Here is a 12,796-nt window from a genome sequence, read left to right as displayed (position 1 = left end):
CATTAAATTGTCAGGTATCTCATGCCGGTTTCCCAGTCGTCGCTGAGTTCCACCAGGACCGCGGTCACCAGCCTCAGCAACGACTCCTCATTGGGAAACAGTCCCGCTACGCGGGTACGCCGTTTTAATTCCTTATTCTGCCGTTCGAGCATGTTTGTGGTTCGCATCCGCTTGCGATGACCGGCAGGGATGGTAAATACGGTCAGTCCTTCCAGGATGTTTTCTTCCGCCCAACTCGCCAGTTTCGGAGCTGTTTTTTCATGAGTGGAAACGAACCGTTTCAGTTCATTCAGCGCATCATCCAGGTCTCTGGCATTAAAGATATTGCGTAATTCATCGCTCACCTGTTTGCGCAAATGAACCTTGGGAACGTATTGCATCGCGTTTTGCATCAAATGAAACTGGCAACGCTGCCAGGGCGTGCCAGCGAGCATGTTCTGTCGTGCCGCTTTCAGGCCTTCGTGTGCATCACTGACGATCAGCTTCACGCCATGCAGTCCGCGCTGGTTGAGTGAACCCAGGAATTCACGCCAATGGACTTCGGCTTCGGAGAGCGACACAGACACTCCGAGTACGCTCCGATGACCGCTGGCCAGGACGCCGATCGCAATCAGCACGGCACAGTCCCGCACGCTGCCTTCCACGCGAACTTTTTCATAGCGGGCGTCGAGGATCAGGTATTCCACCTGCCCCAGCGGTCGATTACGCCACGTTTCCAGCTCTTCGTCGAGCAGTTTCGCTGCCCGACTGACCTGTGTACTGGTGACATCAAATCCACAGAGTTCGGTGGTGATTTTGGCGACCTTACGGGTAGAGACGCCTTGAACATACATTTCAGCGATTGCCAGCTTCAGTGCGCGTTCACTCCGTTCGCCGCGTTCCAGTGCAGAGGGATAAAAGTCGCCATCGCGTGTCTGGGGCACTTGCAGTTCCAGCTTTCCGAGGCGACTTTGAAATGATTTTGGCTTGAAACCGTTGGCATAAGAACGGCGTGTTACGCTGCGTTGATACGGTTCGGCACCGAGGTATTCGGAACGTTCCAGCTTCATCGCTTCGTTGAACAGGATCTGGAGTGCTTGCGACATTTCATCGAATCCATGATCGGCCAGGAGCTGGACAGCGTCGAGAATGTTGTTAGATTGTTGTTGGTGGGCCATGGTTGGAGTTCCTTTTCTGTTGTGGAAAACATTAAAAAGAAACCGATCTGGCCCACCCTTTCAAGGGCTCGCCGGAGTGGTGCTTGTTATTTTCGCTACGCTCAAATAACAAGCACCACTCCGGCACACAGGTAATTTACAGAAGAGATGTTACAGTAACCTTTGGAGGAGATCAGTAAATCTGGTGTTGAGTGTCGCCCCCTGTTTTCCAATATTGCTCGAGAACATTTTGGCACAAAGTCAGATTTCCCGAATGCGGAAGCGATTTCATCGCAATATCTATATGTGCCTTGCCATCAGCGAATCGGCGAAAAAGATATCGAACGTATTTGCGGTTCTGTTTTGAGTTCACGCAATCTTTAGCTCAAGGACATTGACTGTTTACTTATCTGTTATCAATTATCGAGCAATAAATAAGGAACTTCCATCTGACAGAGAAAGAGAAAAAGTTTGACCTTCAGGCCCTGAAACCGACTGATATAAAAACCACCAAAATGCTAATTCCAGTAGAAACACCACTAAGGTATTGTCCCCGTTCTCTGAAGAGATCTGCCTCCATACCTTCATTGCGTGATATTGCAGCAAGCCCTTATTTTTCAGCTGCTTACGAAAACACTAATCGGCGAATAACATTGTGAAAAGGCTTTAATTTTACAATCCGGAACCATTAATTGGTTAGCCTGGCTTCTTCTGCTTTAACGATTCACTGTTTCCGGGGAACTTCAGCGCTCTAATCGAATACGGTTTTCATCATATAAAAACGATTCATAGTATTTTGATTTCGAATATAGCAAGCTCGTATTCAGCACGTATAGATTATATTGATGAGATATTGATTTTTAGCTGTTCGCGAAAACGAATAATAAAACGGATACTGCAAGTGTCCCGAAAAGCCGTACGTTTTCTCGGAAATTTCCTTCGGTTGGTTCACCGAAGTGAGTCATTCAAGGTAATTTCCTTGTTCATTCAACTTCCTCTATGCTAGCTTGACAGGTTCTCATTGATTATACAATATTTCACCAATCCTACCATCCATGGGTTGTACCGAAACAATTCAGTCTAATTCGAGTTTTATCTTGAGAAGGCGCTTGGGGTGATTTGAAACGGAATATGTTGCTTATGGAAATCGCTTGCTCTTTACTTAAGTGGGTGTTTACGTCCATTCTCTACCATCGGGGTCTTTAAAGAGTCCTAAATAAGTGAGTCAGCTGAATTCGGCAGACCAGAAGGAGTCGGCAAATGGCTTTCAATCCTGATGTCAAACGCAAGATTGTGCGGGATCGGAAAACGGGAAAACATCATCCCTGCGTGATATGCGGAACCCAATACCCTCTGCCTGATGCTGTCCATATTATTGACGAAAAGGAATGGAAGAGGCGTAATGCTTGCGATCGTCAGGCGAACGGTATGCCTTTATGCCCAAACTGCCATCGCGTTTTCGATGAAGTACTCCGCCCTTATCTCTATCGGGCACTTACAGAGTTTGGTGCAACAGGCTTGCCAGAGTCTTGGAAGCAAAACAACAAGCTCACCGTGACGGAAATAGAATTTGGGATTGAAGAGCAAGGCGCCCCTTGATCACATCTCTGGCGGAATCTTTCAATTTATCTGGAGCTTCGTATGGCAAAGAAAAGATCGAGAGTACAGAAGGCCAGGTTCGTGCAGCCACCTAAAGGTTCGTCGAAGAAGCAGCCTGCGAAGAAAAAAGGGGAACAAGAGGAAGCGGGAGTGTGGAAGCAGAAACTTGTTTACACCGATCCACAGGGAAATGAGTTTTCTGACCAGCAATTTAAGCAGTCTATCCAGCCGATTGACCTGGTAGATTGGGAGGAAGATGGACCAAAAGTAACTAACCCTAAGACAGGGAAGGCGGTGGAGCGATACAAACGCTTCGAGCCTTATGGTCCGCCTCTCGGTGGTGGTTTGGCTTGAAGGGATCGGTTTCCGTTGATTCTCATTCAATCGATATTCTGTAGAGTAATCGGTTGAACGTGAGCGGCGGCCATAAAACTCGGCCTATTCATATTTACAGAACAATCCGGCACTTGATCAACTTCTGATCCTCTCATCTTGGTTGCTTTGGTAATTCTATGAATGCCGATACATGTCTTAAGACCACCGTTTTCGCTTACGCATTGTTTCAGTCAGATGGTACTGTGTTCAATTAGTTGTGATATGAATTTCAAGTAGACCAGACATTCATTAATTTTGTTCGCGAAACTCATCGAATGCGGGACAGCAAACAAAAACGAACGTTATTTATAAGGATGCGTTAATCTTCATTTATGGTGTAGTAGGCTCAAACTGATAGTTGATTGCACATATCATGGTGCGCGTTCTACAGACTAGAGGAAAGAATGCATGCGTCTCCCGAATTGTTGCGATGGTTGGCCGTAGCTTCGCTACTCACGTTCATTGGAACAGCTATCATAATTCCAATATTGGTCGTCCAAATTCCGGTTGACTACTTCAAACGAACAGGACGAAAGACTTTGCCATGGGCTTCGCAACATCCTGTCATTCGAGGGATTCTACTAATAGGTAAAAATGTTCTCGGCTTCATCTTTGTGGTAGTCGGAATATTATTACTCGCTCTACCTGGTCAAGGGCTCCTGACGGTCATCATTGGAATCATGCTTCTTGACTTTCCAGGTAAGTTTAAACTTGAAAGATGGGTCATTTCACAAAAACCTGCAATACGCAGCATCAACTGGCTTCGACGGCGTTCAAATTGTCCGCCGTTAGAGATCCCGGAAGAATCAGAAACGAGTGCTACCTAGGATTGAAGACGGTATACGAAAGAGTCAATCTTTGGATATTTCAGTGAATTCTAGTTAGTTATTTTGTTTTGGAGCGTTTTTTGCCCATCAGTTCAGTATTGTGGTGCTATATCCAGTTGAGTTAATGCTGCAGTAAAAGCTATCAAATCCTATGTTTCTGAAACCAAACATTCAAACGACCGTTAATGGGGGGTATTCAGAAATAATTCAGTTTAATACAAGCTCGGCGAATGCTATGGAACCAAAATCCGTGCACACCTATCTCGAATCTCAAGCCACTGACGTTTATGCATACGATGTTGACGTTCGCATTACAGACTTTCCTGCATCAGTCGACCGCCAATGGCTTTATTACTTCTCATTACACGTGAACTTTACTCAGCACAACGAGTGGTCCCACGGAGGATTTCAGTGGTCCGGTCCTCACGGATTTCGAGACAATAACAATAAGGGCGTCAATTGGGGTGGCGGATCTGACTGGGCGGGTTACGGGGGAATTGGGGTAAACAATACACCATTTAAATGGGAATGCGATCGTTGGTATCGCTATCGTGTTTGGCGCGTCGATGATGATGCCGAGGGATATCATCGTTGGCTCTTCGCGGTGATGGACTACGCCACGAACATCGAGCATCGATATGGAACGGTCCATACTAAATCTCAAAGCATCGCCAGCGCAATGGTTTTCACAGAAACCGGATATGGTGTTCAGTGCGATTCACCTACTGCACGCGTGGAATGGAGGTCACCCTGTCTTCATTCGCCAAGTGGCCAATCAACACCACACCGAATTGTTGCAAACTACAATGGCACTTGTACAAATCCAAATAATACCAATCAGGGGTTATTGTCTTCATCGCCAATTATCTGGTTTCATGAAACGAATGCCAAACGGCTCATTAATCCGGATGCATGCATTTGGCCAACTTCCACTTGCTAACATATTGGCCTAATCGCCGAACAAAACAATGCACGGGAGCGGCTGTCGTCGGTCTTGAATGGAAGGTTTGATCACTGCCGCCCAATGATTTTTGTCGTTATGCTCGTCCATCCGGTCGCCAAAACCAATAATAAAACGGACACGACAAGTGTCCCGAGAAGCCATACATTTTCTCGGAAACATCTTTCGGTCAGTTCGCCCAAGAGAGTTCACATCAAACTTCAAGCTGCCATTGCCATTCAACATAATTCCTTTCTTCACCGCAACTTCCTCATCTAACTCTTGACAATCTATTTCTGGTTAAACAGAATTTCACTAACTCTGCCGTTAATTTGTTATATCGAAATATTTCAGTCTAACTGCAAGATATACACACAACTCTATGACGGAACTCCAGAATGAGCGTATACTTCATCGAAGCAATCGGCGCACATCGCGTGAAGATCGGATACGCTGACGATCCAGCAAAACGTCTCCCCCAATTGCAAACCGGTTGCCCGTACGATTTGCAACTCTTGTTCTCGATCCCCGGCGACCGCGACACCGAGCGGCAATACCACGACAAATACTCTCACCTGCGCGTCAGTCCAAGTTCAGAATGGTTTTACTTTGATGCAGAACTTAAACAATTGATTGACGCGGCAATAATGTATGATCTGCATCACCCAGAGAAACACGAAGGTCTGCCTGTCCTTCGAGGTATTCTCACAAATCTCACTAAATGTTATTTTGAGAACGCTGATGGCATCACGGAAAGCCGAGATGCTTACCTTCAAATCTGGTGTCCTGAATGTTACCGCCATCATTGCCACGGCTGGTGTCTTGATGATGACTACGATGTTATTTCACATCGTGCTGCACATTGCGACAAAGAAAGTGCGTACTCCCAAAACGGCTATTTCATTGGCACCGTCAAGCGACCAGGTGTGCATTGTCATCCACCTGGCAAACCTATTGTGCGTCCAATTCGACGACGGCGTAGAGCTGCAAATATATGATCGTAGCCAAAGTGAGCCCTACCGAACAATATGCATATCAAATCAGTGAACCGGAGCCGTTTACGCCTTGCGTGTTTTTGCTAGTCTATCGGTTGTTGGGGCCGTATTTCGGACCGGATATCCTTAACGTGATGTGTTTTAGGAATGACGGGGGTCGACCCAAAGCGAAAGCTGTTACTGATCAAAAAACCGTACCCTTTACTTTCTCATAAATTACGCGTAATTGCAGCGACTTTAAGTTCGTTTTTGATTGTAAAGGGTCAACGCTTTGCGGGCGCTGTGGTAGATCAAAAAGCTCTATCTTCTTTCATAGAATAGCATTTAATTGCAAATTGAGGGACGCATTGTGATTGGGATGATCACACAGGCTGAGTTTGTTAGGACTCAAGTTTCAAAGAAAGGTCAGCTCTCATGGCTTCTGGGTGCTGGCACCTCGGTAAGCGCGGGCATGCCTACTGCTACCGAGTTGATTTGGGATTTGAAGAAAAGATACTACTGTTCGGAAGAGAATAGGGAATTTCTTGGAAATGATATTCAGCTTTCCCCTATCAAAGCAAAGATTCAATCCTACATGGAGTCAAAAGGGTTTCCCCAAGAATGGGATGACTCAGAGTATTCATTTTATTTTGGGTTGTTGTTTGGAGATGACTACGGGAAGCAGCGCGACTATTTGAGAGAAGTGTTGAGCACTGAGTCAATATCTATTTCATCAGGTCAAAAAGCTTTAGCTGGATTGATTGAAACTGGCTATCTCAGGTGTATATTCACAACGAACTTCGATGAGGTCGTTGAGACTTCTTTTGCCCGAGTCGCCAAGAAAGCTATTACCACGTTTCACTTAGAAGGTTCATCAGCCGCGGTCGATGAATTGAACAATGAGAAATTTCCTTTCTACGTGAAACTTCATGGTGATTTTCGATACAAATCTTTGATGAACTTAGAAGAAGATTTAAAGGAAGCAAATAAGAATTTAGGACAGTGCTTTAAAAATTCATCCAATCGATTTGGCTTGTTCGTAGTCGGATATAGTGGAAGGGATGATTCTGTAATGAGTCTGATTGATGAAACCTTAGAAGGCGACAATCCTTTTCCCCACGGATTGTATTGGGCAACGTTGAAAGGACATCAACCGCCACAGAAAGTCCAGGACATTTTAGAGAAAGCAAATTCACTTGGAGTCGAGACAAAGATTGTTGAGATAGTGGATTTTGTTGCATTGACGACAGCCCTTTGGAAACAACTTCCGAATCGACCAACTGATTTAGATGATGCGATTTTCGAATACTCACGGCAACAGGTGCACTTGCCCTTACCTTGCCCAGGAAAGTCTCTTCCCATCATCCGTTTTAATGCATTCAAAATTCTAGATATGCCCTCTCACGCTTACAAGGTGCACCTTAACAACAAGATTGATTGGAAAAAGGTAAATGATCTTAATAGACGCAATCGGGGAAGAATGATTGCATTCATCGATGACGACCTTTATGCGTGGGGAAAGATAACCGATCTTGAAAATATTTTTGGAAGTGAAGCAGAATTTCAGGGTAGTCAACTGGACTGTAGAGTCGAAACCTTGCTGCAAAAGGGGGCCCTGAAAGGGGCACTAGAGGAAGCCCTAGCATTTGGTTTGGCTACAAATACTAGTTTGAACTTGAAATACAGAAGGAAAAGTAAGTATTTGGTACTACCTATTCCATCTGAACAAGGATGTTATCCTGAACTGGAGAAAGCGACAGGAGGGGGAATAGTTTCTGGATACAATTCGAATATATTGGTGAGAGGATTTAATACCGAACTAGAAGAGTGGAATGAGTATCCACTTTCTTGGGCAGAGGCCGTTCAGGTGGGTATCTCGACTCTCGGGGGCTTCATACTACTTACTGTCAGACCTGATATTTGGATTTCACCCCCTAAAGAACGAGAGAAGGGAAGGAACCTGATAGATAGTAGAGTAGGTAATCGAAAAAATGATGTATTGGATAAGATCTTTTCTGCATGGTCAAACTACTTGTTTGATTCTGGTGAAGATGAGGTAATGACATTTTCCGCCTTTGCTGAAGCAGATGAATATGGGAAAGCTAACTTCGTAGTTTCCACAAAAACTGTGTATTCAAAAAGGATTTAGTTAGGTATGTCGGTTTCATCTTTAGCTGCACACTCCCATATCCTTGAACCAAAGCTAGTATTCATGGATGGGCGAATGGATTGCAATCCACTAAGAGGAATTCTCGATCACGGTCCATATAGTCAGCCAATAGATCTTTGGAACCAAATCAAAGTTGCGTTTATGTGCCTTGAAGAAGACAGAGATAATTTAAGGTCAGTATTTCGGGAGCTTGGGAGACCGCAGCAAACCAGAGATGCAACTGACTATTATCCTAACTACCCAGGCTTTCAAGCCGCATTTCGGGTTCCTTTGAAAGCGGCAGATAGGGGCGTTCATCAAACTTTACCCGGAGACTTAAACGAATATGCAATGTCCGGGAACCATATCGGTCTTGCCGACGCGTTATCGGAGTCGCTCGGGAAAATGAGAAGAATCAAACACCAGTTCGACGTTATCGTAATCTTTTTATCCGATCAATGGGCGAGTTGCTTCAAAGGCGAGAATTTTGATCTTCATAATCACCTTAAAGCACGCTGCGCACCTCTGGATATTCCCTTTCAGATTGTTACAAAAAAAGCCCTTACAAGAAGATGTAGATCCAACGTGATGTGGGGCCTAAGCGTTGCCTTGTATGCAAAAGCAAATGGGATACCTTGGAAGCTGCCATCTGTAAACGCAGATGAGGCATTCATCGGTATTAGCTATTCTTTAAAGAATCTTGATGGAGACGCCCAGTTCTATACCTGCTGTAGCCAAATAATTGAAGCAGATGGATTGGGCTTCGAGTTTGTGGCTTATGATACACGTGCGGCAAACGTAGATTTTGCGAAAAACCCCTACTTAAGTTCCGAAGACATGCAAGCCGTTCTTCTGAGAAGTTTACAGGTGTACCAGAGAAACCATCGCGGACGATACCCTCGGAAAATAACTATTCATAAAAGCACTCGATTTACTGAGGAAGAAATCAAAGGTGCCCTGGATTCATTTAACGATGGCACTGATGTCGAGCTAGTTCAAATATTAGAGCGTTCGCCTGTATTTGGCTTCAAATGGAACAGTAAGGAAGTGGATAGGTATGGTGTTCCTAGGGGAACATATCTCCCTGTTAGCGAGAACGAGGCATTACTCTGGACACAAGGACCTACCATTGGAGCGAATCTGACTAATTCTAGATGGCAAACTCATAAGGATTTCGTCTTTGCTCCAACTCCAAAGCCCTTATTTATCCGACGATTCTCAGGTTTAGGTGGTTGGCATGAAACGTGCCAAAGTATCCTAGGGCTGACGAAGATGGATTGGAATAACAATACTCTCCACAAAAAGCTTCCAGCTACATTAGAGTATTCCAGTCGTTTTGCTCAGATAGTAAAAGAAGCCCCAAACATGATTGATCAAGTCTATGATTTTCGCTGTTTCATGTAGCTTGTTTGTAGCTCAAAATAGCACAGTTCCGGCTTATTCAGATGATTGGGGCTAAGTTACACACAGATTATGAGAATGAGGACAGCAAATTTGTGCCCGAGCCAGCCTATCAAATGAATGTCCGCATTTTTGGCTGAGAGCAGGCATAGGGGGTTTACATGAAAAGGAACAATACACATAACAAATCACTCCAACCGATCACTCCAACCGATCACTAACGCGCCGGTTGAGTTTAGTCGTTAGCAGTTCTTCGGTCACATCAACTCATACCGATTCTGGAATTTCATAAATCCACCGTTTTTGTATTCTTGACGTGGACAATTATTACGGAAGGTATGATCGGTCAACAGACCTAGGGTACTGCCAGTGACTCCGCTCGATATTCCAAACCTGAACTGGGACGCCTTTCTCGGAAACTCGGCGGTCGTGTCCGCATACCAGGACCTGACCAAACTAACCACGCGGACGGTCTTGCTTCACCCACTCTCTCTGATCCCGCGCGTCCCGCAGTCTTGCTACTGCGCGTGGAGCGATGCAATCCACATATTCATCGATGAGTCGTCCGAACGGGTTCACCATTCCCTCGTGCACGAATTACTGCACGGAATCTTAGTGGAAGAGGGGTATTGTCGGATTGCCGCCCGGCTGCCCAATTCCTTACATGGTATGTTCTCAAACGAGATGCAGCACCCTGAGATCTTCCGGCGGATGGAAGCCTATGGCCTCGACATGTCCGCTTACTGGCCACATTGGGTTAGGGAGTTGAGGGGCTCCCTGGCCGACATGTTGAACGAGGTGGTTGTTGACCGACATGCGGGCGTTTCACATATGCCTCAACTCTTCACTTGGTTCTACTTCAAGCACGTTTCCGCAGCCCATTTGGAAGAGTACCGTCACGCCAACTCTGCCGCGTATGTCGCCGCTCAAGCGGCGTATGAAGAGACGAAGGGGCTCGGGTTCGCCGATATGGAGTGCCACCGGCAGAGCTTCGAATTGTTCAAGGAACACTGGTCACGGTTCTGCACCGACCACCTCCCTGGCTCATTCGCCCAGCAACTTGCTACAAACATCCGCGAGGGGACCTTGAAACCACTGCTGGACAATGAGAAGGGCCGCTCTGCGGAGGAGATCATGACTCTCTTGATAAGCAAAGGGCTGCACGTAGCGGGATAGTGTCAGAAGGAGCTCGACGATAAATTCAGAATGAGCCGAAGGCGATCGAACCACTTAGGGCCTCGATTCTGTTCGCGAAACACATCGAATTCAGGATACTAATTCAAAACGAATGGTTTCTAGAATGACTAGATATTCAAATCTCTCGAAGCTGTTGTTTTTCATTGAACATTCCTCATTTTCTTTTGATTCTCTCTGTTTCAACAAAATATTACTAACTATACCCTTGATGAGTTTTACCGAAATAATGCAATTTAACTCGAGTTAGCAGTCAATGCGGAACAATAGTGGGGCATTGCCATGACCGACGAAGAGATGTTCAATGAATTCACAAGCGCGAATCGATATATGGGGCCGCGGTTCGACATCAACAAAGCCAGCCCGTGGCTCAGGGCAAGACTCAACAGCGCAGCTTCGGCCGCCCGTTTCCAGATCGAAAGGGCTGCCTCAGCCGTCGATTCACTTTGACTGGATCGAAAACCACGACATCAACGCCTGGGCCTTCGCCCGACCAATAATCTTGCCCGCTTCTTCCAGACGCCCGATGAGGCTGTCTTCCATTTCGCATTCGGGATTTGCCCATTCTTCCGCATGTTCGGCGATGACTCAGTTCCGGCCGCTGACGCAGATATCGCATCGTACCCGCCATGGAGAGTGCGGCAGATGATCGCTATCGCAACCGCGACCTACTTCATCTCGCGCCGCTGGAACCACGACCTTGCGGTCTTATGCCGACAGAATATGATAGAAGCTATGTTCCAGGTCGAGTATGCCTACTGCCGCGTGACTGGCGAAAAGATGGCAACGAAGGGACTTACAGAGGCTTGGACGGGACGGGCTGGCGGCACGTCCAAGACAAGCTGATTACGCATTGGCGGGAAGAATTATACAATGAGTTGCTTCCTTTCAGTTTTGTTGAACTGCCGGAGGCAGGAAACGATATCTACGCGTAACATTCACAGACTTCGCTCCGCTCCGACACGGTCTTTTTGCTTCACAAAAACGTCCGGATAACTACCACAAGGCAAGACGACAGCGTCCAACAAGGAATCGAGTGTGTTGCCCCGACAATTGGTTACGAGAGCCCGCAAATATGCAGATTCTGTTAACGAAACTCGTTGATTCGCGTACAATCAAGGCAAACGAACCATTTTTTACAAACGATAAAAGATGAATATTTGCTTAATCCCAAATTGGCTTGAAATAAGTTGATGTCTCATTTGTGCTTGAAGAGAATCTCGACAAACCGCATTTTAAACGCTTGCGAAGCGTAATCGATAGTTTTTACCAGTGTTTATTTTTTGACGGTAATTTTTGCATCGGGTAAGGCTTACTTCAGGCGGGCCAGATTGGCATCGCTGATATTGGTACTGTTCAAACCAAGCTGCTTCAGATTTGACATGCTGGCCAGCGCGTTGGTACCCAGATCTGTAATCGGGACCGAATAGATATGGAGATCAGATAATTGGCTGAGAGGCTGAATGCTATACCAAAATAACAAAAAACTTAGTCGGTATGTTGCAAAGGTTTTGCCATGGGCACAACGAACATTTCTGGGTACCTGACGCCCAAACACGAACAAACCGTTGACGAGGCCGCTCATGATGGTATTCTCCGCCAGACCGACTTTGAATTATTTCTGAAACTCGTTAAAGAATCGGCCCCCCGGATTTTAGAGCCATACTTCCACATTCCCAATATTGAGGATTCTGCGAATGATGTCGAACTCAATACTCAATGGATATATCGCGAACGAGTCTACTGCTACGAATTGTATCATCAACTCCGCTGTTCGATGACTAAAGGACATGCCTTCGATAGATCACTTTACCTGAACGCGGAACTTGACAAAGCTGGAACTGTTTATTCACAACACATCGGAAGCCTGAAACCGGATTTTGTACTTCATCGCCCCGGAGAAGGTAACCATAATATTGCCGTTACCGAAGTCAAACCAATCACGGCACCTATAAAAGAAATTGAGGGTGATCTGCTGAAACTCAAAATATTTTTGGATAAGATGGGTTATTTTGGCGCTGTACTGTTAGTCTATGGCCAAAAAAATGACAAGATCGACGCGATCAAAGAACTTTGTCAGACACATTATGGCAACTATTGGTTACCACGATTCAAGCTCCTATGGCACTCTAACTATGGCCAGTTAGTTAATGAGTTTCAGTTTGGCATGGACTCGTCGAAGTCATAAATTCTGCATTACA

The 12,796-nt window shown here is 45.8% G+C and carries 11 protein-coding genes; 10 read left to right on the top strand and 1 reads right to left on the bottom strand.

All coding sequences use genetic code 11. The features are described 5' to 3' along the window. Nucleotides 1–2: 2 nt before the first annotated feature. Entirely contained in the window at nucleotides 3–1,157 is a 1,155-nt protein-coding gene (locus tag F1728_RS25670) for an IS256 family transposase (protein WP_155363077.1), read from the bottom strand. 1,239 nt (nucleotides 1,158–2,396) lie between these two features. Between F1728_RS25670 and F1728_RS25665 the strand changes: the two genes are divergently transcribed. The 10 genes from F1728_RS25665 to F1728_RS25620 all read left to right on the top strand — a co-directional run bounded on the left by F1728_RS25665 (nucleotide 2,397) and on the right by F1728_RS25620 (nucleotide 12,783). Further along, nucleotides 2,397–2,735 (top strand): HNH endonuclease signature motif containing protein, encoded by a 339-nt coding sequence (locus tag F1728_RS25665; protein ID WP_155366425.1) that lies wholly within the window; start codon nucleotides 2,397–2,399, stop codon nucleotides 2,733–2,735. Nucleotides 2,736–2,777: 42 nt separating this feature from the next. Then, nucleotides 2,778–3,089: a hypothetical protein gene (locus F1728_RS25660; protein WP_155366424.1), complete on the top strand. Its 312-nt coding sequence runs from the start codon at nucleotides 2,778–2,780 to the stop codon at nucleotides 3,087–3,089. 425 nt (nucleotides 3,090–3,514) lie between these two features. Further along, the gene (locus tag F1728_RS32760; protein ID WP_155366423.1) at nucleotides 3,515–3,937 is read left to right on the top strand and encodes a PGPGW domain-containing protein; all 423 of its coding nucleotides are present in this window, start codon (nucleotides 3,515–3,517) and stop codon (nucleotides 3,935–3,937) included. Nucleotides 3,938–4,187: 250 nt separating this feature from the next. Further along, the gene (locus tag F1728_RS25650; protein ID WP_155366422.1) at nucleotides 4,188–4,877 is read left to right on the top strand and encodes a hypothetical protein; all 690 of its coding nucleotides are present in this window, start codon (nucleotides 4,188–4,190) and stop codon (nucleotides 4,875–4,877) included. A 398-nt stretch (nucleotides 4,878–5,275) separates the two neighbouring features. Next, nucleotides 5,276–5,875, top strand: coding sequence for a GIY-YIG nuclease family protein (locus F1728_RS25645; protein ID WP_155366421.1), 600 nt, complete (start codon nucleotides 5,276–5,278; stop codon nucleotides 5,873–5,875). Between the two features lie 355 nt (nucleotides 5,876–6,230). Next, a complete protein-coding gene (locus tag F1728_RS25640; protein ID WP_155366420.1) occupies nucleotides 6,231–8,000 on the top strand; it encodes an SIR2 family protein in 1,770 nt (589 codons plus the stop codon). A gap of 6 nt (nucleotides 8,001–8,006) precedes the next feature. Further along, complete coding sequence (locus F1728_RS25635; RefSeq protein ID WP_155366419.1) at nucleotides 8,007–9,404, top strand: argonaute/piwi family protein; 1,398 nt, start codon at nucleotides 8,007–8,009, stop codon at nucleotides 9,402–9,404. A 366-nt stretch (nucleotides 9,405–9,770) separates the two neighbouring features. Continuing rightward, entirely contained in the window at nucleotides 9,771–10,577 is an 807-nt protein-coding gene (locus tag F1728_RS25630; protein WP_155366418.1) for a hypothetical protein, read from the top strand. Between the two features lie 300 nt (nucleotides 10,578–10,877). Further along, on the top strand, nucleotides 10,878–11,045 hold the full coding sequence (locus F1728_RS25625) for a hypothetical protein (protein ID WP_155366417.1): 168 nt from the start codon (nucleotides 10,878–10,880) through the stop codon (nucleotides 11,043–11,045). A gap of 1,066 nt (nucleotides 11,046–12,111) precedes the next feature. Further along, nucleotides 12,112–12,783, top strand: a complete 672-nt coding sequence (locus F1728_RS25620) for a hypothetical protein (protein WP_155366416.1) — start codon at nucleotides 12,112–12,114, stop codon at nucleotides 12,781–12,783. Nucleotides 12,784–12,796 lie beyond the last annotated feature (13 nt).

It is taken from the genome of Gimesia benthica, assembly GCF_009720525.1.
Lineage (GTDB): Bacteria > Planctomycetota > Planctomycetia > Planctomycetales > Planctomycetaceae > Gimesia > Gimesia benthica.
This window is presented reverse-complemented; position numbering and strand designations above follow the sequence as displayed.